The sequence below is a fragment of the Malaciobacter pacificus genome (genome assembly GCF_004214795.1).
In the GTDB taxonomy this organism is placed as follows: domain Bacteria; phylum Campylobacterota; class Campylobacteria; order Campylobacterales; family Arcobacteraceae; genus Malaciobacter_A; species Malaciobacter_A pacificus.
The window spans coordinates 2,120,740-2,145,887 of the sequence record NZ_CP035928.1 but is presented as its reverse complement, the minus strand read 5'-3'; the positions used below and the strand labels follow the sequence as shown (position 1 = coordinate 2,145,887).

The following is a 25,148-nucleotide window of genomic DNA, read 5'->3' as shown; positions in this document are numbered from 1 at the left end:
AAAAAAAGGCTTAAAGTGGTAACAATAGAATTTTTAGGACCAATAAACAAAGATTGTTTAACTTTAGATATTAATAATCTAAGTCAATTATCACAATATTTAAAAGAAGATATAGAGACTTCAAAATGGCTGGAATCTTGTGCTGTTGCTATTAATGATACTTTAGTAATGAGTAAAGATGTTGAGTTAAATGATGGAGATAAAGTTTCATTATTACCTCCTGTTTGTGGTGGTTAATATATGAAAGAAGAAAAATATTTACAACTTTTTAATGGTAGCTTAGATGTTGAAAATATAACTAACTCTTGGTATAGAGAGTTTAAGAACTCTAATTATGGAGCAATTATTACTTTTGTTGGTGTAGTTAGAGATGAAAACAATATTCAAGGATTATCTTTTGATATTTATGAACCAATTTTAGAAAAATGGTTTAATGATTGGCAAATAAAAGCAAAATCAAAAAATGCAATAGTTCTAATGGCCCATAGTAGAGGTGATGTTTTAAATCATGAAAGTTCATATATTGCTGCTGTTTGTTCTCCAAAAAGAAGAGTAGCTTTAGAATTGATTGATGAATTTGTGGAAGATTTTAAAGCAAAAGCTCCTATTTGGAAATATGATTTAATTGCTAATAAAAGAATTTATGCTGAAGATAGAAGTACTAAAATAGAGGGTGCAGGTTTACTTAAATGAAAAAATATTCAGTTTTAGTTGTGGATGATAGTTCATCAATACTAAATGCTTTAAAAAACTTTTTAAGTGATGATTTAGATATTGATGTTTATACAGCTAAAACTATGAAAGAAACGGCAAAAGTTCTACTTGAAAAAAAAGGTAAATTTGAAGTTGTTTTAGCAGATCTTGGTTTGCCAGATGCTCCGCAAGGTGAAATAATTGATTTCTTAAAAAAATTTTCATTGCCCATTATTGTTTTAACAGGAAGTGATACTTTAGAATATGAAGAAAAGTTTAAAAATAAAAATATAGTTGACTACATAATCAAAGATGGTATTTCAGCGTTAGAATATGCTTCATCTATTGTAAAAAGAATTATTAATAATAAGAATATAAAAATATTACTTGTAGATGATTCTAAGACTTTTATAAGTAAAGCAATGGATTTATTATTGAGATATAAATATAATGCTTTATATGCAACTGATGGAAAAGAAGCATATGAATTATTGAAAAAGAATAGTGATATAAAAGTTATATTGACTGATTATCTAATGCCAAATATGAATGGGTTGGAGTTAACTAAAAAAGTTAGAGCAGAGTATTCTAAAGATGAATTATCAATTATTGTAACTTCAAATGATAAGAGTAGAAAAATACCTGCAAAGTTTTTAAAATTGGGTGCTAATGATTTTTTGTACAAAGGGTTTTCTGATGAAGAGTTTTTTGCAAGAATTAATTCAACAGTAGATACTTTGGAGTTATTTGAAAAATTAAAGAAAAAGGTAAATGTTGATTATTTAACTGGACTTTATAATCGTAGATACTTATTTGAAGTTGGTAAAAAATATTATCAAGAGTTCAAAAAAGCTAATAAAAACTTTGCAATTGCAATTATAGATATTGATAATTTTAAATCTATTAATGATAATTATGGACATGATATTGGAGATATTGCGATAAAAGAAGTTGCAAATATTTTAAATAAAAATGTATTAAATAATAGAATACTTAGTAGACTTGGTGGGGAAGAGTTTTGTATATTATTTTATAATAGAGAAAAAAATGAAGTAATTAAGTTATTAGAATATATAAGAATTTCATTTGAAAAAAATATAATTAAGTTAGATGATTCTAATTTAAGTTACACAGTTTCAATTGGTTGTACTTTTGAATTTAGTAATAATTTAGATTCTATGATTCAGCTTGCTGATAAAAACTTGTATAAAGCTAAAAATGAGGGAAGAAATAAAGTGAGGTATAGATGAGAGTAGATTTACACAATCATACAATATTATGTAATCATGCTGAAGGTAGTGTTGATGAATATATACAAAAAGCAATAGAATTAGGTATTGATGTTTATGGCTTTGCAGATCATGCACCAATGGAATATGATCCTAAATATAGAATGTCTTTTGAACAAAAGAACATATATGAAAATTGGATTTTAGAGGCAAAAGAAAAATATAAAAACCAGATTAAGATTTTATTAGCTTATGAGGTTGATTATTTAGAAGGTCATATCCATGATGAGGTTATAAAAACTGATGTTGATTATTTTATTGGCTCTGTACATTTCTTAAAAAATAAAAATGATATGTGGGGATTTGATAATCCTGAATTTATAGGGGTTTATAAATCAAAAGATATTGATACAATTTGGTCAGAATATTTTATGGCAATAGAAGAAATGGCTAAAACTAGACTTTTTGATATTGTAGGGCATTTGGATTTAATTAAAGTATTTAAATTCTTACCAAAAAAAGATATTAGACTTATTGCAAAAAATGCATTAAAAGAAATAAAGAAATCAGGTATGACATTAGAAATTAACGCAGCAGGATTAAGAAAACCTATTGCTGAAACATATCCTTCGAAACTTCTATTAGAAGAGGCATACTTGCTAGATATCCCTATTACTTTCTCATCAGATGCTCATAGTGTAGATCAAATAGGATTTAAATATAATGAATGTATTGATCTTGCAAAGAGTATTGGTTATACAAAATGTATGACTTATGAAAAAAGAGATAAAGAGCTACTTAACTTTTAAGCATTAACTTTTGAACAATTGTAACTTTTTTGTTTAGTTGTATATTTTTTATACAGTTATTTTACTTCTTTTTATTTGATTTCTGATACAATTATCATAAATAATTTCAAGGAGTCAAACCTATGGGTAAATTTGTTAACAATACTGACGAATTTTTTAAATATTGTGAAGAGAATGAAGTAAAATTTGTAGATTTTAGATTTACAGATATGAAAGGTATGTGGCACCACTTAAGTTATATGTTATCTGCTGTTGATGCTAAATTATTAGAATCTGGTATGCCTTTTGATGGTTCATCAGTTGATGCATGGCAACCAATTAATAAATCAGATATGATCTTAAAGCCAGATGTAGAAACTGCATTCTTAGATCCATTTACAGCTGATTCAACAATCATTGTATTTTGTGATGTTTATGATATCTATAAAGGTGAAATGTACGAAAAATGTCCAAGATCTATTGCTAAAAAAGCATTAAAACATTTAGATGAATCTGGAATGGGTGATGTTGCTTATTTTGGTCCTGAAAATGAATTCTTTATCTTTGATGATGTTAAAATTGTTGATGAAATCAATGAGTCTTACTACAAAGTAGATTCAGAAGAAGGTTGTTGGTCTGATGCTACTGATTACGAAAACGGTAATATGGGACATAGACCTAGAACTAAAGGTGGTTATTTCCCAGTTCAACCAACAGATTCAATGGTTGATTTAAGAGCTGAGATGATGTTAGTTTTAGAGCAAGTTGGTTTAGAAGTTATGCTAGGACACCACGAAGTTGCACAAGCTCAAGGTGAAATTGGTATTAAATTTGGAACTTTAGTTGAAGCTGCTGATAATGTACAAAAGTATAAATATGTATGTAAAATGGTTGCACACTTAAATGGTAAATCTTGTACATTTATGCCTAAACCATTATTTGGTGATAATGGAAATGGTATGCACGTTCACCAATCAATCTGGAAAGATGGTAAAAACTTATTCTACAAAGAGGGTGAATATGGAAATCTTTCAGAAACTGCAAGACATTACATCGGTGGTGTATTTAAGCATGCTAGAGCAGTTGCTGCATTTACTAACCCATCAACTAACTCATACAAAAGATTAATTCCAGGATTTGAAGCTCCTTCAATCTTAACTTATTCTTCTCAAAACAGATCTGCATCTTGTAGAATTCCTTACGGTGCTGGTGAAATGGCAACAAGAATTGAGATGAGATTCCCAGATTCAACTGCTTGTCCATACTTAGCATTTGCTGCAATGTTAATGGCTGGTTTAGATGGAATTAATAACAAATATGAGCCTGTAGGTCCAATGGATGACGATTTATTCGAATTACCATTAGATGAAATTAGAGAGAGAAAAATTCCTCAAATGCCTCACACTTTAAGAGGTTCTTTAGAAGCATTAATTAGAGATAATGAATTCTTACAACCAGTATTTACTCAAGATATGATTGATACTTATCAACACTACAAATTTGAAACTCAAGTTTGGCCTTACGAATCAAGACCAACTGCATTTGAATTTGCATCAACTTACTCTTGTTAATAACAAGGGTAAGCTAACAATAAAAAAGGGAGAAGTTTAAAACTTCTCCCTTTTTTTATATCTTTTATAAAATGGAATTATTAAAATTCCATTACTTCTTCATTTGGATCTTCAGGTACGATTTCTATTTCAATTTCTGGAAGAGGAGATTTTTGTGTATAGTATTCAGTCTTTCCATTTATTGTTGATACAAAAACTTTTGATGGTTTTGTAAATGTTCTTGGAATTTCAGGATGTAAAGCTAAATACTCTTTAAAAAAGAATGCAAATGCAGGTGCAGCAATTTTACCTCCAGTTTCTGTTTTCCTCATAGGTTTATTATCATCTTTACCAAACCAAACTACAGTTTGAATTGATGGTGAATATCCTGCAAACCATGCATCTACATTATTATTTGTAGTTCCTGTTTTACCTGCTAATTCAATACCTGATACTGCAGCTCTTCTTGCTGTACCATTATTTATTACATCTTGTAAAATTGAAGTTATAAGATATGTTTGTTCAGGTTCATCAATCTCTTTATATTCAGGTTCAAAGAAAATACTTTCGCCTTTATTATTTGTTATTTGCTCTATAATATAAGGTTTAACTTGCGTTCCATTATTTGCAAATACACTAAAATATTCACTAAATTCTAAAGGTGAAACACTCATTGTACCAAGAGTTATAGATAAGTCATTTGGGATTGTCTTAAATCCATATTTTTGTAAATTATCTCTAACTATATCTATTCCAGTATCTGTTACAAGATTAATTGTAGAAAGATTTCTTGAGAACATTAAAGATTCTCTTAATGATAATAATCCCTTAAAATTTCCACCATAGTTTTTTGGTTGCCATCTTCTTTTTTGTCCATTAACTTTATAATCATAAGTTCTTGAAATATCAGCTAATTCACTAGCTGGATTTAATCCTTCATTTAAACCTATTTGGTATAAAAAAGGCTTTATTGCACTTCCTGGTTGTCTTTTTGATTGAACAGCTCTATTAAACATAGAAGTTTTATAATCCATACCACCTACGAGTGCTAGAATTTTCCCACTATTACTTTCAATAGATACTAATGCTCCATTTAAATCATTTATGTATTCATCATTAGAAGATTTTTCTTTTTTTCTAAAATCTTCATCTCTTTTTACTGCTTCTTCATAAGAGGCGATTAAAGCTTTTTTACCAATTTCTTGTGCATCTAAATCAATTGTTAAATATATTTTATATCCACCATATTTCAGGTCAGGAATATCATTTATTAATAGTTTTGTAACATAGTCAATAATATAAGGAGCTTTATTTTGTGTTAAAGTTTGGTCATATATTTTAGGAGTCTCTTTTATTGATATTTTATATTGTTCTTCGTTTATCCAACCAAGTGTATTTAGTCTTGTTATAACTTGGTTAGCTCTTGCTAAAGAAATTTTTAAATTTTTAGTAGGGTCATAAAAGCTTGGAGCTCTTGGAAGACCCACTAGAATTGCAATTTCTTTTAATGATAATTCATATAAATCTTTATTAAAATATCCCTTTGCTGCAGTTTTAATTCCATAATATCCATGTCCAAAATATACATGATTCAAATATCTTTCTAAAATTTCTTCTTTTGTTAAAATAGTTTCAAGTCTTATAGCTAACAAAGCTTCTTTTACTTTTCTAATTATTTTTTTTTCTCTTGTTAAAACAAGCATTTTTATTAATTGTTGAGTTAAAGTACTTGCCCCTTCAACAAAAGCTCTTGCTTTTATGTCTTTAATTATTGCTCTACTAATTGCATCTGGGTTTATACCAAAATGTTCAAAATATTGTGTGTCTTCTATTGCAACTAATCCTTCGATAACTCTAGCTGGTATATCATCATATTTGACATAATCCCTGTTCTCACCTTGAAAAGTATTTGCTATAAGTTTTCCATTATTATCAAAAAATTGAGTTGATTGTTTTGGAGAATAATTTACAACTTTATCGACATCATGTTTAATCTCATCATATAAATTATATAACCAACCAGCTATTCCAAGTGAAATAACTATAACTAAACCAAGTAAATATTTGAACATTTTATTTCCTAAATTCTTTATTTGCAAATGATGAGTTTATTAATATTTTAGTGTAGTTTTGTTTTGGATTTTCTAATATTTCTTTTGTTAATCCAGATTCTATTAACTTACCTTTTTTTATAATAACTATATTTTTGCAGATTTCTTTTATAGATTCGATGTCATGAGTTACGAATAGAATTAAAAGATTAAGCCTCTTTTTCAAATCACTTATTAATGTAATTACATTTTTTTTATTTTCAATATCTAATGCTGTAGTTGGTTCATCTAATAGTAAAATTTTTACATCTTTACTAATTGCAATTGCGATAACTACTCTTTGAATCTGTCCACCACTTAGTTGGCTAGGAAATTTATTTAAAACTGATTTATCTAAATCTACTAATTTTAATACTTCAACTTTTTTCTTTTCATCACAAAAAAATTGTTTGTTAATCTTTGTCATTGGTGATAATGAAGTAAAAGGATTTTGAGGTATAAAACCAATTGAGTTTGAATTTAATTCAAAGTTTGAATCTATATTCTTAGTCACTTCCAAATTTTTAGGTAAAAGATTTAGAAGTGCTTTAAGTGTAAGTGATTTTCCACTCCCACTTTCTCCAATTAAAGCTGTAGAATCATCAATATTAAATGATATATCAACTAGATTATTTTTTTTAAAGTCGATTTTTAGTTTTTTAATATTAAGATTCAACATATTAAACTCTATATTAATGCTTCATCCATTTGTGAAGGAATTTCTAAATTCATAAGTTTTAAAACTGTTGGAGCAATGTTATTTAAACTTCCAGTTTTAACTTCTCTCACTTTTTCTGACATTACAAAACAATAAACATCTCCAACTGTATGGTTAGTTAATGTATTACCTTTTTCATCTCTCATCATTTCACAGTTTCCATGGTCTGATGTTAATATTAAATTATAGTTTTTTTCTTTTGCTTTTTCTATAATAAGTCCAAGTTCTTTATCCACAGCTTCAACGGCTTTAACTCCTGCTTCAAAAACACCAGTATGCCCAACCATATCACCATTAGCAAAGTTTACAACTATAAAATCTGTGTTATTATCCATAGCATTTCTTACTGTTTGCCCAACTTGTGGTGCACTCATTTCAGGCTGTAAATCATAAGTTGCAACAGATGGTGATGGAATTAAAACTCTACTTTCATTTAATACAGGCTCTTCAACTCCACCGTTAAAGAAAAATGTTACGTGTGCATATTTTTCAGTTTCAGCAGTATGAAGTTGATTTAATCCTGCATTTGAAATAACTTCAGCTAAAGTGTTTTTAGGAGTCTCTTTAGGAAATATTACTGGTAATGGAATATTTTTATCATATTGTGTCATTGTTGCAATATTGATATTTTTATTAATTGTTTTAAATTCGCTAAAATCTTTTTTTGCAAAAACTGAAGAAATTTCTCTCATTCTATCACTTCTAAAATTACAGAAAATTATTCCATCATTTTCTTCAATTCCATCATAACCTTCAAAGGCACTTGGAACAATAAATTCATCAAAAATTTCTTCTTTATATGACTTAGAAACATAATCAGTTACATTTTGTGTTGTTTTAGGAGTAGCAAAAGCAATTGCATCGTAACCTTTTTGAACTCTTTCCCATCTGTTATCTCTATCCATTGTATAGTATCTTCCAGATATTGTTCCAATTTTTATATCTTCATCACAGATATTTTCAATTTGCGCTATATACTTATTTGCACAATCAGGAGCAACATCTCTACCATCTGTTATTATATGGATAAAAACTTTTTTTGCATTTTTTTTAGCAATTTTGGCAAGGCCAATAATATGGTCAATATGAGAGTGAACACCACCATCACTTAAAAGTCCTATTAAATGAATATTATTTGAATCATTTAATGTTTTAATGATTACTTCATTTTTTTCTAAAGTATTCTTTTCTAGTGCTAAATTAATTTTTACTAAATCTTGATATAAAACTCTACCACTACCTATAGTCATGTGTCCAACTTCACTATTTCCCATTTGACCATTAGGTAAACCTACATAATTTCCATATGTATGGATTAATGAATATGGTACATTTTCAAATAAATAGTCATACGTAGGTGTATTTGCAGTTGCAAATGCATTATAGTTTGTTGATTCGTTATGACCTATCCCATCTGTAATTACTAGTATCGTCTTATTTGACATTATTTAAACCTTTTAACAAGTATATTATTATATAATCGCGCTGATTATATCAAAATGAAGGTTTAAGTTTGTTTTATTGGTTTTATAGACACCTAGATATTAACATATTTCAGTATATTTCAGTTAGAGCTGGAATGAGCTTTTTTATTGCATTTATCTTAACAATGATATTAATGCCGAAGTTTATTAGATGGGCAAAAGCTAAAAAGGCTTCACAACCTATATATGAATATGCACCTGAATCCCATCAATCAAAAGTTGGGACACCCACAATGGGAGGAGTTGTTTTTATTTTTGCAACAATAATTGCAACAGTGTTAACTGCAAAATTAAATAATTTCTATGTAGTTGGAGGACTTCTTACTTTAGGTCTTTTCTCATTGATAGGGATTCAAGATGATTACTCTAAAATCAGTAAAGCAAAAAATTCAGAAGGTCTAAGTGCTAGAGCTAAATTATTACTTCAATTTGTTTGTGCAGGTGTTATAGCTTTTATTTTATATCATTTTTCTCATACAACAGACTTATATACGCCTTTTTATAAATTTCCTTTATTTGAGATGGGTATTTATTCAATTGTTTTTTGGATGTTAGTTATTGTTGCAACTTCAAATGCTGTAAATTTAACTGATGGCTTAGATGGCTTGGCTACCGTACCTTCTGTTATGGCATTTTTTACACTTTCTTTGCTAGTTTATGTAACGGGACACTCAGTTTTTTCTTCTTATCTTTTATTACCTAATATTCAAATAGCAGGGGAATTAGTAATAATGGGTGCAGGAATTTGTGGCGCATTAATTGCATTTTTATGGTTTAACTCACACCCCGCTGAAGTTTTTATGGGTGATTCTGGTTCACTACCTCTTGGTGCGTTTATGGGATACATGGCAATTGTAGCAAAATCAGAATTATTATTACTTGCAATTGGATTTATATTTGTACTTGAAACAGTTTCTGTTATATTACAAGTTGGTTCATATAAGCTTAGACAAAAAAGAGTGTTCTTAATGGCACCAATTCATCATCATTTTGAACAAAAAGGCTGGAAAGAGAACAAAATTATAGTTAGATTTTGGATAATTGCATTTATGACTAATCTGTTTGCCTTATTAAGTCTAAAAATTAGATAAAGAATAGATATGAATACTTATGATAGAAAAATTAGAATATTAGGGAAAGGAATTACAGCACAAGCTTTAAAAGAAAAATTTCCTAATGCAATTTTGTATGATGATAATGATTTTAAAGATTATGATTTAAGTAGTGCTGAACTAACAGTTGTAAGTCCTGGAATACCACCATATAATGAAATGGTAAAAAAATCTACCAATGTTATAAGTGATTATGATTTATTCTATGAAGAAATGCCTTTATCAATTTGGATAACAGGAACTAATGGGAAAACTACAACTACACAAATGACTCAACATATACTAGAAGATTATGATAGTGTATATGGTGGAAATATTGGTGTACCATTAAGTAAATTGGATACAAATAAAAAGATATGGATTTTAGAAACTTCATCTTTTACTCTACACTATACTATAAAAGCTAAACCAAATATTTTTATATTACTTCCTATATCTGAAGATCATATTACTTGGCATGGAAGTTTTGAAGAGTATAAAAATGCAAAATTAAAGCCTCTAGATTTGATGGAAGAAAATGACATTGCAATTATTCCTAATGCATTTAAAAACTACGAGACTAATGCTCATGTAATTACATATGAAAGCAGTGATGATCTATGTAAAAAACTTGATATTGATAAATCTAAAATAAAATTTAAAGAACCTTTTTTACTAGATTCTATTCTAGCTTTAGCTAGTTTAAAAATTTTATTTGATGAAGTTGATTATGAAAAAATAAATACTTTTCATATAGATAAACATAAAGTAGAAGAATTCTTTGATTTAAAAAGTAGATTATGGATTGATGATAGTAAAGCTACAAATGTTGATGCAACAATAAATGCCTTAGTACCATATAAGTCAAAAGATATACATATAATTCTTGGTGGTGATGATAAAGGGGCAGATTTAATACCTTTATTTGAAAACATTAAAGATTTAAATATCTATGTTTATTCTATTGGAACTAATACTGATAAAATAGCTAATTATTGTAATAAGTATGAAATACCAGTTAAAAAGTGCTTCAATTTAGACAAAGCGGTAGAGTTAATTGATAATAATTTAAATAAAGATGGTGTGGGAATCCTTTCTCCTGCCGCTGCTTCATTAGATCAATTTAATTCATATTCTCATAGAGGAGAAGAATTTAAAAAATTTGTTTCGAATTTAAGTTAATATTAATAATGTACTATGTATAATTCCAGTCCTTTAAAAATGGTTCGATAGCTCAGTCGGTAGAGCAAAGGATTGAAAATCCTTGTGTCGGCAGTTCGATTCTGCCTCGAACCACCATTTTGGAGGCTGGTGTAGCTCAGTTGGCTAGAGCAGCTGATTTGTAATCAGCAGGTCGGGGGTTCGACTCCCTTCACCAGCTCCATTTTTTTGTCGTGCGTAATCTTTTATAAGATCAGCGCTTGACCAGAACAATAATTTTTTAATCGGTGAGGTTGGAGAGTGGTCAAATCCTGCGGATTGTAAATCCGCCGCCTACGGCTTCGAAGGTTCGAATCCTTCCCTCACCACCACGCAAATGTTGCGGGAGTAGCTCAGTTGGCTAGAGCTTCTGCCTTCCAAGCAGATTGTCGCGAGTTCGAGTCTCGTCTCCCGCTCCATTTTTTATTTATTGATTACTGGGAGCTGAGTTATAAGCACAAAAACTTTTATAACTCTTCATAATATTTACTCCCATTAAAGTTAAATTTAGTATTTTTTAAATATAATGCGTGTCACAAAAATTTTTTGTACATTTATAATAATCCCCTCTGAATAGAGAAGCCACTGTGGGCTTATCTACTCAGAGGGCAATAACCAAAATTTTAGAAGGGGAATTCTATGGCAAAAGAAAAATTCGAGCGAAGTAAACCGCACGTAAACATTGGTACTATTGGTCACGTTGACCACGGTAAAACTACACTAACAGCTGCTATCACTATGTGTTTAGGGCTTAAAAATGGTCAAGCTACAATGGATTACGATCAAATTGATAACGCTCCAGAGGAAAGAGAAAGAGGTATTACAATTGCTACTTCTCACGTTGAGTATGAAACTGAAACTAGACACTACGCTCACGTAGATTGTCCAGGTCACGCCGATTACGTTAAAAACATGATTACTGGTGCTGCACAAATGGACGGAGCTATCTTAGTTATCGCTGCTACTGATGGTCCAATGGCACAAACTAGAGAGCATATCTTATTATCTAAGCAAGTAGGTGTACCTTACATCGTTGTATTCTTAAATAAAGAAGATCAATTAGATGACGAAGATAAAGAAGAGATGTTAGAATTAGTTGAAATGGAAGTTAGAGAATTACTTTCAGAGTACGATTTCCCAGGTGATGATACTCCAATCGTTGCTGGTTCTGCATTCCAAGCTTTAGAAGAAGCTAAAGGTGGAGCTGCTGGTGAGTGGTCTGAAAAAATTTATAACTTAATGGCTGAAGTTGATGCTTACATTCCAACTCCAGAAAGAGATGCTGATCAAGATTTCTTAATGCCTGTAGAAGATGTATTTACTATTCAAGGTAGAGGTACTGTTGTAACTGGTAGAATTGAAAAAGGAACTATCAAACTAAACGAAGAGATTGAAATCGTTGGTATGAAAGACACTATGAAAACTACTGTAACTGGTATTGAAATGTTCAGAAAAGAAATGGACGAAGGTCAAGCTGGAGACAATGCTGGTATCTTATTAAGAGGTATTAAAAAAGAAGAAGTACAAAGAGGACAAGTTCTTGTTAAGCCAGGATCAATTACTCCACATACTGAATTTAAAGGTGAGGTTTATATCTTATCTAAAGAGGAAGGTGGTAGACATACTCCATTCTTCTCAGGATACAGACCACAATTTTATGTAAGAACAACTGACGTTACTGGTTCTTGTACATTACCAGAAGGTACTGAAATGGTTATGCCAGGTGATAACGTTGAGATGACAGTTTCATTAGTTGCTCCAATTGCTCTTGAAAAGGGAACTAAGTTCGCTATTAGAGAAGGTGGTAGAACTGTAGGTGCTGGAGTTGTTGCTGAAATTATCAAATAAGGATTAATTTATGGCAGGAATTAGAATTAAAATCGGACTAAAATGTGAAGAGAGTGGAGATATTAACTACACTACTTGGAAAAACCCAAAAACTCACACTGAGAAATTTGAGGTTAAAAAATATTGTCCAAGATTAAGAAAGCACACAAATCACAAAGAAGTGAAATTAAAATCATAAGAATTCGGGTTTAACCCGAATCTTATATTCCCACAGGTCAGTAGCTCCAATGGTAGAGCGCCGGATTCCAAATCCGATGGTTGGGGGTTCGAGTCCCTCCTGGCCTGCCACTACAAAAATCAAACCTCTATTTTTCAAATTTATCTAAATTTTTTTATTATAAGCATAATTAAAGCTTTTTTCGATATAATTCGTGTCCAAGTTAATCTATGCATAAGATCTATTTTATCTTGGTAATATCTGAAGTTTTTTTAAAAGAAGTTAAGGCTCTTTTTAAAAGAATTTATAGTATTTTGTAATAATTATTGGAGTCGATTGTGAGTAAATTAAGAAGTTATTATTCTAGTGTTAAAGCAGAACTTGGTAAAGTTATTTTTCCTATTAAAGAGCAAATAAGATCAGCATATTTATCTGTATTTATTGTTGTTACAGTAATAACTTTGTTTTTAGCACTAATTGATACAATCATGTCTTTAACACTATCTTCAGTAATAAACTAAGGAACTAAAAAAATGGCACAAAAATGGTATGCAATACAAACTTATTCTGGTAGTGAGTTATCAGTAAAAAGAGCACTACTTCAATTATCAGAAGAAATGGCTGATGGAAGAATTTCAGAAGTATTAGTTCCTACAGAAGATTTAATTGAAATAAAAAAAGGTAAAAAAGTTATTGTTGAAAGACCTTTATATCCAGCTTATGCATTTGCAAAGATTGATTTAGATACTGCTTTATGGCATAGGATTCAATCAATGCCTAAAGTTGGAAGATTTATTGGTGAATCAAAAAAGCCAACTGCATTATCTGATAAAGATATTAACATGATATTAGAAAAAGTTCAAAATAGGGCTGCAGCTAAACCAAAAGTATCTTTTGATGAAGGTGAGATGGTAAGAATTAATGAAGGACCATTTGCAAACTTTAACGGTGTGGTAGAAGACTTTGATATGGCTTCTGGATTGTTGAAATTAAATGTTTCTATATTTGGAAGAAATACTCCTGTAGAAATTTCATATACTCAAGTAGAAAGAGTAGTTTAAATTATTTATTTAGGCATTAGACAAGTAAAACTAGCTTCTTTTATAGTTTATTTGTCTAATGCCTAAAAATCATTAACAACAATATATTTTAGAAAGGAAAAACATGGCAAAAAAAGTAACTGGTTACTTAAAATTACAAATTCCTGCTGGTGCTGCTAACCCATCACCTCCAGTTGGTCCAGCTCTTGGTCAAAGAGGTCTTAACATTATGGAATTCTGTAAGGCATTCAACGAAAAAACTAAAGATAAAGGTGGATTTAACATTCCTGTAGAAATTACTATCTATTCAGATAAGAGTTTTACATTTGTTACAAAGCAACCACCAATGACTGATTTAATTAAAAAGATTTCAGGAGTTAAAAAAGGTTCTGATAATCCATTAAAAAATAAGATTGGTAAATTGACTAAAGATCAAATTATGGAAATCGTAGATATGAAAATCTCTGATTTAAATACTGATGATAAAGAACAAGCTGCTAAGATTGTTGCAGGTTCTGCTAGATCAATGGGTGTTGACGTAGAATTATAATATTCTAAATCAATAAATAGTCTAACCACCAGACTTAAAAGGCGGTAGCAAAATATATAATAAATTGCGGAGAAAAAAATGGCAAAAGTTTCAAAAAGATATAAAGAATTAGCACAAAAAATTGAAGACAAGCAATATGCATTAAATGAAGCTTGTTCAAAAATTAAAGATTTAAAATCTGCTAAATTTGACGAAAGTGTAGAAGTAGCGTTAAACTTAAATGTAGATCCTAGACATGCTGACCAAATGATTAGAGGTGCAGTTGTTCTTCCAAATGGTACTGGTAAAACTGTAAGAGTTGCAGTATTTGCAAAGGGAACAAAAATGGACGAAGCTAAAGCAGCAGGTGCTGATATTGTTGGTAATGATGATTTAGCAGCTGAAATTCAAGCTGGAAACATTAATTTTGATGTTTTAATAGCAACTCCAGACTGTATGGGTGTAGTTGGTAAAGTTGGTAGAATTTTAGGGCCAAAAGGTTTAATGCCAAATCCAAAAACTGGAACTGTAACTATGGACGTAACAAAAGCAGTTAGTGATGCTAAAGGTGGTCAAGTTACTTATAGAGTTGATAAAAAAGGTAATATGCAAGCAGCAGTTGGAAAAATTTCATTTACTGAACAAGCAATTGAAGAGAATGTAAAGGCTTTCGTAGCAGCTATTAATAAAGCAAAACCTGCATCTGCAAAAGGTAGATATATTACTAATGCAGCAATTTCATTAACAATGTCTCCATCTATTAAATTAGATAATTTAGAGTTAATGGACATTAAATAAGGATACTTTCCTTATTTAATATAAAACATTCAAAAGTGTTGATTTTAATCAATATTTTTGAGTGTTAATCAAAGCACTGAAATAAAACTGAAGACAGCTGGTTAGAAACACCTCCGTTTCTAGTAAGTCCCGCCTAAGTCGATGTTTTGAAGGGAGGAAAAGATAAATGACTAAACAACAAAAAGCTGAAATCATTGATTTTTTAACTGGTGAATTTAAAGGTTCACAAGCAGTAGTAGTATGTGATTATAAAGGTCTTTCTCATAAAGAGTTAGAGTCTTTAAGAAAAGATGCAAAAGCGAATAATACTAAAGTTCAAGTTGCTAAAAACACATTAGTTACAGTTGCAGTTAAAAATGCTGAATTAGGTGATATTGAATTAAATGGTACAAATATTTTCTTATGGTCTGAAGATCAAATCTCTGCTTGTAAAGTAGCTGATAAATTCGCAATGGCTAATAAAGATAAATTCTCAATTAAATCAGGAATTATCGAAGGTGAAATTTCTGATGTTAATAGAGTTATGGCATTTGCTAAATTACCATCTAGAGAAGAGCTTCTTGGTATGCTTGCAGCTACTTGGATGGCTCCTGTTGCTAACTTCACAATTGGGCTTGATGCTCTTAGAAGAAAAAAAGAAGAAGAGGCTGCTTAATAATATAAGCAATTTTAATAAATATAAATAAAAATAATTTAAGGAAAATGAAATGGCAATTTCTAAAGAAGACGTATTAGAATACATCTCTGGTTTATCTGTATTAGAGTTATCTGAATTAGTAAAAGAATTCGAAGAAAAATTTGGTGTATCTGCACAACCTGTAGCTGTAGCTGGTGCAGTTGCTGGTGGAGCTGCTGAAGCTGCTGAAGAAAAAACTGAGTTCGATGTAATCTTAAAAGATGCTGGAGCTAAGAAAATTAATGTTATTAAAGTAATTAGAGCATTAACTGGTTTAGGATTAAAAGAAGCTAAAGCAATGGCTGAAGAAGCTGGTGCAAAAGTAAAAGAAGGTATCTCAAAAGAAGATGCAGAAGCTGCAAAAGCTGAATTAGAAGGTGCTGGAGCAGTTGTAGAATTAGCATAATTCTCCTCCCACTTTTTCATGTACGCAGGGTATAAACCCCCCTGTGTAACGACTAGCATCTTTGAAGGTTAAGGTTAGAATTCATAGGAATTTTAACCCTATCCTTTATGGATGCTTTTGTGCTTTCTACTGAAAAGCAAAATTAAACCAAATTTTATAACAAGGCCTGAAATGTTAAACTCTTTAAAATCTGGTAATAGACTTAGAGTTGATTTTGCAAAAAATCCACAACAAATTGAAATTCCAAACTTATTACAATTACAACAAAATTCGTATGATTCATTTTTAATGATTGGACAAAATGAAAGAACTGATGCTGGTATAGAAAAAGTATTCAAGTCAATTTTTCCAATTCATGATACTCAAAATAGAATCACTTTAGATTACTTAGGCTCAGAAGTAGGAAAACCTAAATATGATGTTAGGGAATCTATGGTTAGAGGTCTAACTTATTCAATTCCTTTAAAAATCAATATTAGATTAACTTTATGGGATTTAGACGAAAAGACTGGTGAAAAAATTGGTGTTAAAGATATGAAAGAACAATCTTTATTCATCAGAGAAATTCCACTTATGACTGAAAGAACATCATTTATCGTAAATGGTGTTGAAAGAGTTGTTGTTAATCAATTACATAGATCTCCGGGTGTTATCTTTAAAGAAGAAGAATCAAATACATCTGATAATAAATTAATCTATACTGGTCAAATTATTCCAGATAGAGGTTCTTGGTTATACTTTGAATATGATGCAAAAGATGTATTATATGTAAGAATTAATAAAAGAAGAAAAGTTCCTGTAACTATTTTATTTAGAGCATTAGGATATTCTAAAGAAGATATTATAAAAATGTTCTACCCAGTATTAAACATTAAAATTAAGAACAACAAGTTTTTAACTGAATTTAATCCAGATGATTTTACAGGTAGAGTTGAATTTGATATTAAAGATGATAAAGGTAATTTAGTTATTGCTGCAGGTAAAAGATTAACTGCAAGAAAAGCTAAAGCTTTAGTTGATGGTGGTTTAAAATTAATTGAATATCCACTTGAACTATTAATGGATAGATCTACTGCTAATACTATTTTTGATCCAGAATCTGGTGAAGTATTATTTGATTCATTAACTAATTTAGATGAATTAAAATTAAAAAAACTTTTAGATTTAGGATTCGATTCATTTGATATAGCAAATGATTTAGCTTCTGGAGTTGATAATTCAATTATTAATGCATTTAAAGCTGATGCTGAGTCATTAAAACTTCTTAAACAAACTGAAGGTATTGATGATGAAAATGATTTATCTGCAATCAGAATTTATAAAGTTATGAGACCGGGTGAACCTGTAACTAAAGAAGCTGCTAAAGAGTTTGTTAAAAAATTATTCTTTGATCCAGAAAGATATGACTTAACTAAAGTTGGTAGAATGAAAATGAACCACAAGTTAGGTGTAAATGTTCCTGAGTATGTTACTACATTAACTTATGAAGATGTTATTAAAACAGTTCAATACTTAGTAAAAGTAAAAGCGGGTCATGGTCATATTGATGATAGAGACCACTTAGGAAACAGAAGAATTAGAGCAATTGGTGAACTATTAGCAAATGAGTTACACTCTGGTTTAATCAAAATGCAAAAAGCAATTAGAGATAAAATGACTACTTTATCTGGTACATTAGAAGATATTATGCCACATGATTTAGTTAACTCTAAAATGATCACTTCAACAATTACTGAGTTCTTTACATCTGGTCAATTATCACAATTTATGGATCAAACTAACCCATTATCAGAAGTTACTCATAAAAGAAGACTTTCTGCACTTGGTGAAGGTGGTTTAGTAAAAGAGAGAGCTGGATTTGAAGTAAGGGACGTTCACCCAACTCACTATGGTAGAATTTGTCCAGTTGAAACTCCAGAGGGGCAAAATATTGGTCTTATCAATACTTTATCTACATTTGCAAAGGTAAATGATTTAGGATTTATTGAAGCTCCATATAAAAAAGTTGTTGATGGAATTGTAAGTAATGAAATTTCATACTATACTGCAACTCAAGAAGAGGGATTAGTAATTGCTCCAGGTTCAACTAAAGTTGATGAAAATGGAAAAATTGTTGAGCCATTAATTGAAGCTAGATTAGATGGTGAAATTCTACTTATGGAAAGATCTAAAGTTGATTTAATTGATATCTCTTCACAAATGGTTATGGGTGTTGCTGCATCTTTAATTCCATTCTTAGAACATGATGATGCCAACAGAGCACTTATGGGATCGAATATGATGAGACAAGCGGTTCCATTATTAAGACCAAGTGCTCCTGTTGTTGGAACTGGTTTAGAAAAAATCGTTGCAAGAGATGCATGGGAAGCAATTAAAGCTGATAGAGCTGGTGTAATTGAAAAAGCAGATGCAAAAAATATTTATGTAAGAGGTGAAGATGAAAACGGTGCTTTCATTGACCACTATACAGTAAATAAAAATGTTAGAACAAACAATAATACTTCATTTGGACAAAGAATTGCTGTTAAAGAGGGTGATATTGTTGAAAAAGGTCAAGTAATCGCTGATGGTCCATCTATGGATAAAGGTGAATTAGGTGTTGGTATCAATGCAATGGTTGCCTTCATGCCTTGGAATGGATATAACTATGAAGATGCGATTGTTTTATCTGAAAGATTAATTGAGGAAGATGCATTTACTTCTGTTCATATTTATGAAAAAGATGTTGAATGTAGAGAGTTAAAACATGGTAATGAAGAAATTACTAGAGACTTACCAGGTGTTAAAGAAGAATCAATTACTCACTTAGATAACTCAGGTATTGTAAAAGTTGGTACATTCGTTAAACCAGGTATGATTTTAGTTGGAAAAGTTACTCCAAAAGGTGAAATTAAACCAACTCCTGAAGAGAGACTTTTAAGAGCAATTTTCGGTGAAAAAGCAGGTCACGTTATTAACAAATCTTTAGTATGTCCAACTTCAATGGAAGGTACTGTTGTTGATGTTAAAGTATTCACTAAAAAAGGATACGAAAAAGATGAAAGAGCTATTGCTGAAATAGAAGCAGAAAAAGCTGAATTAGATGTTAAACATCATGATAAATTATTAATGTTAGATAGAGAAGAAATCTTAAAAATTAATGATTTATTATCTAAATCACCTTTAGATAAAGATGTAGAAGTTGATGAAGTAACATACAAAAAAGGTGAAACTATTCCTTTTGATGTTTTAACAAATGTTAATAGATTTGCTATGAAAAAAGTAGTTTCATCTTATTCAAAAGAAGTTGAGAAAAAATATAATGAAATTAAAGAGCACTTCATTAAAGAAAAAGCAACTTTAAGAGATGAGCATGAAGAAAAACTTCAAGTTTTAGAGCATGATGATATCTTACCAAGTGGTGTAATTAAACAAGTTAAAGTTTATATTGCAACTAAGAGAAAAATTAAAGTTGGGGATAAAATGGCTGGACGACACGGAAACAAAGGTATTGTTTCTAATATCGTTCCTAAAGTAGATATGCCTTACTTAAATGATGGTCAAACTGTTGATGTTATTCTTAACCCATTAGGGGTACCTTCAAGGATGAATATCGGACAAATCTTAGAAGTTCACTTAGGATTAGTTGGTAAAAAACTTGGAGCACAAATTCAAGATATTTTTGAAGCAAAAAGAGAAGAGTTTGTATCAGAATTAAGAGCTAAAATGATTGAAATTGCAGATGTTGCAAAATTAATGAATGGTAAAGAATTCTTAGAATCATTAAGTGATGAAGAATTAATTAAATATGGTCAAGATTGGACAACAGGTGTAAGATTTGCTACTCCAATTTTTGATGGTGTTAAAGAAGAAGAGTTTGCAAAACTATTTGAATTAGCAAAAATAGATTCAGATGGTAAAACTCAACTTTATGATGGAACTACAGGTGAACCTATGAAAGAAAGAGTAAACGTAGGTTATATGTATATGCTTAAACTTCACCACTTAGTTGATGAAAAAGTTCACGCAAGATCTACTGGTCCTTATTCTTTAGTTACTCAACAACCAGTTGGTGGTAAAGCATTATTTGGTGGTCAAAGATTTGGAGAAATGGAAGTATGGGCTTTAGAAGCATATGGTGCAACTTCTGTGCTTAAAGAGATGCTTACAACTAAATCTGATGATGTTGAAGGTAGAACAAGAGCTTATAGAGCGATTGCAAATGGTGAAAATGTACCAAGATCTGGTGTTCCAGAAACATTCTTCGTATTAACTAAAGAGCTTAAAGCTCTTGGATTAGATGTTGAGATTTTTGAAGAGGTAGAAAACGATGAGCAATAATGAAAAAATTTTATCACCAATAGAAATTAAAGAGTTAGAAAGACCGCAAGATTTTGCTGCTTTCCAATTAAGATTAGCAAGTCCAGAAAAAATACTTTCATGGTCTTGTGGTGAAGTTAAAAAACCAGAAACTATTAACTATAGAACATTAAAACCTGAAAGAGATGGTTTATTTTGTGCTAAAATTTTTGGACCAGTAAAAGATTACGAATGTCTTTGTGGTAAATACAAAAAGATGAGATACAAAGGTGTTGTATGTGAAAAATGTGGTGTTGAAGTAACTTCTTCTAAAGTTAGAAGACACAGAATGGGTCACATTGACTTAGTATCTCCAGTTGCTCACATTTGGATGGTATCTTCATTACCTACAAGAATTGGTACATTACTAGGTGTTAAATTAAAAGATTTAGAAAGAGTATTATATTACGAAGCATATATTGTATCAGAACCAGGTGAAGCTTTTTATGATAATGAAAAAACTAAAAAAGTTGAAAAATTTGATATTTTAAATGAAGAACAATATAGAACTATTTCTGATTTATTTGAACACACTGGATTTTCTGCAAATATGGGTGGAGATGTAGTTAGAGAACTACTAGAAACTTTAGACTTATTTGAATTATTAACTGTTCTTAAAGAAGAAATGGCTGGGACTAAATCTGAAGCAAAAAGAAAAACTATTGTTAAAAGATTAAAAGTTGTAGAGAACTTTATTAACTCTGGAAATAGACCAGAATGGATGATGTTAACACAACTTCCAGTTCTTCCTCCAGATTTAAGACCACTTGTATCATTAGATGGTGGTAAGTTTGCAGTTTCTGATGTTAATGACCTTTATAGAAGAGTTATTAACAGAAATAATAGACTAAAAAGACTTACTGAACTTGATGCACCTGAAATTATTATTAGAAATGAAAAAAGAATGCTTCAAGAGGCAGTTGATGCTTTATTTGATAACGGTAAAACAGCAAATGCAGTTAAAGGTGCAAATAAAAGACCTTTAAAATCTTTATCTGAAATCATTAAAGGTAAGCAAGGTAGATTTAGACAGAACTTACTTGGTAAAAGGGTTGACTTCTCAGGAAGATCTGTTATTGTTGTTGGACCTACATTAAATATGGATCAATGTGGTATTCCTAAGAAAATGGCTTTAGAGTTATTTAAACCACACTTAATGGCTAAGTTAGAAGAAAAAGGTTATGCAACAACTTTAAAATCTGCAAAGAGATTAATTGAATCACAAACAAATGAAGTTTGGGAATGTTTAAATGAGATTGTTGATGAGTATCCTGTATTACTAAATAGAGCTCCAACTCTTCACAAACTTTCTATTCAAGCTTTCCACCCAGTACTAATTGATGGAAAAGCTATTAGATTACACCCATTAGTTTGTGCTGCATTTAATGCCGACTTCGATGGTGACCAAATGGCGGTACACGTGCCATTATCACAAGAGGCTGTTGCTGAAGCTAAGATTTTAATGATGTCATCTATGAATATTCTTTTACCTGCTTCTGGTAGAGCTATTGCTGTACCATCACAGGATATGATTTTAGGTATTTACTACTTATCATTAGAAAAAGATGGTGTTCAAGGTGAACATAAACTATTTACAGATGTAAATGAGGTAAAAATTGCATTAGAGTCTGGAAAAATTGACTTACATGCAAAAATTAGATCTAAAGTAGATAATAAAGTAATTCATACAACTGTTGGTAGATTAATTATTAAAGAGATTTTACCTCCATTTGTTCCAGTTGAATTATGGAATAAAATTTTAAAGAAAAAAGATATTGGTACATTAGTTGACTATATCTATAAGCATGGTGGTTATGAAGTAACTCCTAAATTCTTAGATAACTTAAAGAACTTAGGTTTCAAATATGCTACACAAGCTGGTATTTCAATCTCTATTGATGATATTAGAGTTCCTGATTCAAAAGAAGGGCACATTGCTAAATCTAAAAAAGAAGTTATTGAAGTTCAAAAACAATTTGGTCAAGGTTTATTAACTGAGCAAGAAAGATACAATAAAATTATTGATATCTGGACAGAAGTTAATAATAAACTTGGAACAGAGATGATGCAACTTGTTGAGTCTGATAAAGGTGGATTTAACTCTATATATATGATGGCTGACTCAGGGGCTAGAGGTTCTTCTGCTCAGATTAGACAGTTATCAGGTATGAGGGGTCTTATGGCTAAGCCTGATGGTACTATTATTGAAACACCAATTATCTCGAACTTTAGAGAAGGTCTAAATGTACTTGAGTACTTTATTTCTACTCACGGTGCGAGAAAAGGACTTGCCGATACAGCACTTAAGACAGCAAATGCTGGTTACTTAACAAGAAAGCTTATTGATGTTTCTCAAAATGTTAGAATTACTAATGAAGATTGTGGAACTCATGAAGGTGTTGAAATTACAGATATCTCTTCTGGTAATGAACTAATTGAGTCATTAGAAGAAAGAATCACTGGTAGAGTTATTGCTGAAGATATTATTGATCCAATTTCAAATGAAATTTTATTTACTGAAGGTTCATTAATTTCTGAAGAAGATGCAAAAGTTGTTGCTGATGCTGAAGTAAAAGCTGTTACTATTAGAACACCATTAACTTGTAAAGAAGAGCATGGTTTATGTGCTAAATGTTATGGTCTTAACCTTGGTGAGCAAAGAAAAGTAACTCCTGGTGAAGCTGTTGGGGTTGTTGCTGCGCAATCTATTGGTGAGCCAGGTACTCAGCTTACACTTAGAACATTCCACGTTGGGGGAACTGCAAGTGCAACTCAAACTGAGAGAGAATTAAGAGCTGATAAAGAAGGTTTCATTAGATACTACAATATTAAAACATATATTGATAGAAATGGAAAAGCTATTGTAGCAAACAGAAGAAATGCTGGTATTTTATTAGTTGAACCAAAAATTAATGCACCATTTAAAGGTAAAGTAACTGTTGAAACTATTCACGAAGAGACTATTTTAACAATTACTAATGGTACTGATACTAAAAAATATTACTTAAGAAAGAATGACGTTGCAAGAGCTAATGAGCTTGCTGGTGTTTCTGGAAAAATTGAAGGTAAATTATACTTACCATACACTGATGGTGTTGAAGTTGAACAAAATGAGTCTATCGTTGAGATGATTAAAGATGGATGGAATGTTCCTAACAGAATTCCTTTTGCATCTGTATTAAGAGTTGAAGATGGTGCTCCAATTACTTCTGAGATTGTTTCAGGAGCTAAGGGTGTTGTTAAATACTACAAATTACATGGTGATTATTTAGAAAGAAGAGAAGACTTCAAAGCTGGTGATGTTGTAAATGACAAAGGTGTATTTGCTGTTGTTGTTGATGCTGAAGATAGAGAAGCATTAAGACACTATATTGCAAGAGGTTCTGTTGTAGAATTTGATGATAATTCTGAAATTGAAAATAATTCAGTATTAGCAAAACCAGCATCTGGTGAGCAAGTTGTTATTGCTGAGTGGGATCCATATTCAAACCCAACAATTGCAGAAAAAGCAGGAACAATTACATTTGAAGATGTAGTTCCAGGTGTTACTGTTTCTGAGCAATTTGATGAATTAACAGGAACTTCTAAATTGGTTGTTAATGAATATATCCCAAGTGGATATAAACCAACAGTTATATTAGCAACTGAAGCAAAAGAGTTAATTAGATATTCATTAGAGCCTAAAACATCTATTAATGTTTCTGAAGGTCAAAAAGTAGAGATTGCAGATATTATTGGTAAAACACCAAAAGCTACTCAAAAATCTAAAGATATTACTGGAGGTCTTCCAAGAGTATCTGAGTTATTTGAAGCTAGAAGACCAAAATCAATTGCTGTTTTAGCATCATTTGATGGTATGGTTTCATTTGGTAAACCACTAAGAAATAAACAAAGATTAATTGTTACTGATGAAAATGGTGTTAAAGCTGAGTATTTAGTAGAAAAATCTAAACAAATTTTAGTACATGAAGGTGAGTTTGTTCACGCTGGTGAAGCATTAACAGATGGTCAAGTTTCTCCTCATGATGTATTAAAAATTCTTGGTGAAAAAGCACTTCATTACTTCATTGTTTCTGAAGTACAACAAGTATATAGATCTCAAGGGGTTAATATTGCCGATAAACATATTGAGGTTATTACATCTCAAATGTTAAGACAAGTATCTATTATTGATGGTGGAGATACTAAGTTTATCATTGGTGATATGGTTTCTAAGAAAAGATTTAAAATTGAGAATGAAAGAATTATTAAACTTGGTGGACAACCTGCAATTGCTGAGCCATTATTACTTGGTATTACAAGAGCAGCTGTTACATCAGATTCTATTATCTCTGCTGCATCTTTCCAAGAGACTACAAAAGTATTAACAGAAGCTGCAATTAGTGCAAAAATGGATATGCTTGAAGACTTAAAAGAAAACGTTGTTATTGGTAGAACTATTCCTGTTGGAACTGGTCTATACAAAGACAAAAAAGTTAAATTTGCTGATTATGAGCAATAATCAATAAGGCTT

General features: G+C 30.6%; 20 protein-coding genes and 5 tRNA genes. 22 read left to right on the top strand and 3 right to left on the bottom strand.

Going from position 1 to position 25,148, the window contains the following annotated elements; genetic code table 11:
* The first annotated feature begins 15 nt into the window (after positions 1-15).
* The 5 genes from APAC_RS10860 (at position 16) to glnA (ending at position 4,281) form a co-directional block, all read left to right on the top strand.
* Positions 16-237, top strand: coding sequence for a MoaD/ThiS family protein (locus APAC_RS10860; RefSeq protein WP_130234123.1), 222 nt, complete (start codon positions 16-18; stop codon positions 235-237).
* 3 nt (positions 238-240) lie between these two features.
* Positions 241-693 carry a molybdopterin synthase catalytic subunit gene (locus tag APAC_RS10855; RefSeq protein ID WP_130234122.1) on the top strand — a complete coding sequence of 151 codons (453 nt, stop codon included), beginning with the start codon at positions 241-243 and terminating at the stop codon, positions 691-693.
* Positions 690-1,943 (top strand): GGDEF domain-containing response regulator, encoded by a 1,254-nt coding sequence (locus APAC_RS10850; RefSeq protein ID WP_130234121.1) that lies wholly within the window; start codon positions 690-692, stop codon positions 1,941-1,943. The genes APAC_RS10855 and APAC_RS10850 overlap by 4 nt, the downstream gene beginning before the upstream one ends.
* Positions 1,940-2,731, top strand: a complete 792-nt coding sequence (locus APAC_RS10845) for a histidinol-phosphatase (protein WP_130234120.1) — start codon at positions 1,940-1,942, stop codon at positions 2,729-2,731. The genes APAC_RS10850 and APAC_RS10845 overlap by 4 nt, the downstream gene beginning before the upstream one ends.
* Before the next feature lie 122 nt (positions 2,732-2,853).
* Positions 2,854-4,281, top strand: a complete 1,428-nt coding sequence (glnA, locus tag APAC_RS10840) for a type I glutamate--ammonia ligase (protein WP_130234119.1) — start codon at positions 2,854-2,856, stop codon at positions 4,279-4,281.
* A gap of 80 nt (positions 4,282-4,361) precedes the next feature.
* Here the strand turns inward: glnA and APAC_RS10835 are convergent, their stop codons facing one another.
* Genes APAC_RS10835 through gpmI form a run of 3 tightly spaced genes read right to left on the bottom strand, consistent with a single transcriptional unit; the run spans position 4,362 to position 8,513 of the window.
* Positions 4,362-6,332, bottom strand: coding sequence for a transglycosylase domain-containing protein (locus APAC_RS10835; RefSeq protein WP_130234118.1), 1,971 nt, complete (start codon positions 6,330-6,332; stop codon positions 4,362-4,364).
* A gap of 1 nt (position 6,333) precedes the next feature.
* Positions 6,334-7,029: an ATP-binding cassette domain-containing protein gene (locus APAC_RS10830; protein WP_130234117.1), complete on the bottom strand. Its 696-nt coding sequence runs from the start codon at positions 7,027-7,029 to the stop codon at positions 6,334-6,336.
* 8 nt (positions 7,030-7,037) lie between these two features.
* Positions 7,038-8,513 (bottom strand): 2,3-bisphosphoglycerate-independent phosphoglycerate mutase, encoded by a 1,476-nt coding sequence (gene gpmI / locus APAC_RS10825; RefSeq protein ID WP_130234116.1) that lies wholly within the window; start codon positions 8,511-8,513, stop codon positions 7,038-7,040.
* A gap of 68 nt (positions 8,514-8,581) precedes the next feature.
* On the opposite strand from gpmI, the gene mraY reads away from it, so the two are divergent.
* The 17 genes from mraY to rpoC all read left to right on the top strand — a co-directional run bounded on the left by mraY (position 8,582) and on the right by rpoC (position 25,136).
* The gene (gene mraY, locus APAC_RS10820; RefSeq protein WP_130234115.1) at positions 8,582-9,643 is read left to right on the top strand and encodes a phospho-N-acetylmuramoyl-pentapeptide-transferase; all 1,062 of its coding nucleotides are present in this window, start codon (positions 8,582-8,584) and stop codon (positions 9,641-9,643) included.
* 9 nt (positions 9,644-9,652) lie between these two features.
* Positions 9,653-10,825, top strand: a complete 1,173-nt coding sequence (gene murD / locus APAC_RS10815; protein ID WP_130234114.1) for a UDP-N-acetylmuramoyl-L-alanine--D-glutamate ligase — start codon at positions 9,653-9,655, stop codon at positions 10,823-10,825.
* Between the two features lie 41 nt (positions 10,826-10,866).
* A tRNA-Phe gene (locus APAC_RS10810) sits at positions 10,867-10,942 on the top strand.
* Between the two features lie 8 nt (positions 10,943-10,950).
* Positions 10,951-11,027: transfer RNA gene (locus APAC_RS10805), tRNA-Thr, on the top strand.
* A gap of 63 nt (positions 11,028-11,090) precedes the next feature.
* Positions 11,091-11,175: transfer RNA gene (locus tag APAC_RS10800), tRNA-Tyr, on the top strand.
* A gap of 10 nt (positions 11,176-11,185) precedes the next feature.
* Positions 11,186-11,262: transfer RNA gene (locus APAC_RS10795), tRNA-Gly, on the top strand.
* Positions 11,263-11,482: 220 nt separating this feature from the next.
* Positions 11,483-12,691, top strand: a complete 1,209-nt coding sequence (gene tuf, locus APAC_RS10790; protein ID WP_130234113.1) for an elongation factor Tu — start codon at positions 11,483-11,485, stop codon at positions 12,689-12,691.
* A 19-nt stretch (positions 12,692-12,710) separates the two neighbouring features.
* Positions 12,711-12,869, top strand: coding sequence for a 50S ribosomal protein L33 (gene rpmG, locus APAC_RS10785; RefSeq protein WP_130234629.1), 159 nt, complete (start codon positions 12,711-12,713; stop codon positions 12,867-12,869).
* Positions 12,870-12,903: 34 nt separating this feature from the next.
* A tRNA-Trp gene (locus tag APAC_RS10780) sits at positions 12,904-12,979 on the top strand.
* Positions 12,980-13,186: 207 nt separating this feature from the next.
* Entirely contained in the window at positions 13,187-13,369 is a 183-nt protein-coding gene (secE, locus tag APAC_RS10775) for a preprotein translocase subunit SecE (protein WP_130234112.1), read from the top strand.
* 12 nt (positions 13,370-13,381) lie between these two features.
* Positions 13,382-13,909, top strand: a complete 528-nt coding sequence (gene nusG / locus APAC_RS10770; protein WP_130234111.1) for a transcription termination/antitermination protein NusG — start codon at positions 13,382-13,384, stop codon at positions 13,907-13,909.
* 103 nt (positions 13,910-14,012) lie between these two features.
* Entirely contained in the window at positions 14,013-14,438 is a 426-nt protein-coding gene (rplK, locus tag APAC_RS10765; protein ID WP_130234110.1) for a 50S ribosomal protein L11, read from the top strand.
* A 78-nt stretch (positions 14,439-14,516) separates the two neighbouring features.
* Positions 14,517-15,215 carry a 50S ribosomal protein L1 gene (rplA, locus tag APAC_RS10760; protein WP_130234109.1) on the top strand — a complete coding sequence of 233 codons (699 nt, stop codon included), beginning with the start codon at positions 14,517-14,519 and terminating at the stop codon, positions 15,213-15,215.
* Between the two features lie 166 nt (positions 15,216-15,381).
* Positions 15,382-15,870, top strand: a complete 489-nt coding sequence (gene rplJ / locus APAC_RS10755; RefSeq protein ID WP_130234108.1) for a 50S ribosomal protein L10 — start codon at positions 15,382-15,384, stop codon at positions 15,868-15,870.
* 52 nt (positions 15,871-15,922) lie between these two features.
* Positions 15,923-16,297, top strand: a complete 375-nt coding sequence (gene rplL / locus APAC_RS10750; protein WP_130234107.1) for a 50S ribosomal protein L7/L12 — start codon at positions 15,923-15,925, stop codon at positions 16,295-16,297.
* Between the two features lie 171 nt (positions 16,298-16,468).
* Complete coding sequence (gene rpoB, locus APAC_RS10745) at positions 16,469-20,617, top strand: DNA-directed RNA polymerase subunit beta (protein ID WP_130234106.1); 4,149 nt, start codon at positions 16,469-16,471, stop codon at positions 20,615-20,617.
* Positions 20,607-25,136, top strand: coding sequence for a DNA-directed RNA polymerase subunit beta' (gene rpoC / locus APAC_RS10740; protein ID WP_130234105.1), 4,530 nt, complete (start codon positions 20,607-20,609; stop codon positions 25,134-25,136). Before rpoB ends, rpoC begins: the two co-directional genes overlap by 11 nt.
* The last annotated feature ends 12 nt before the right edge of the window (positions 25,137-25,148 follow it).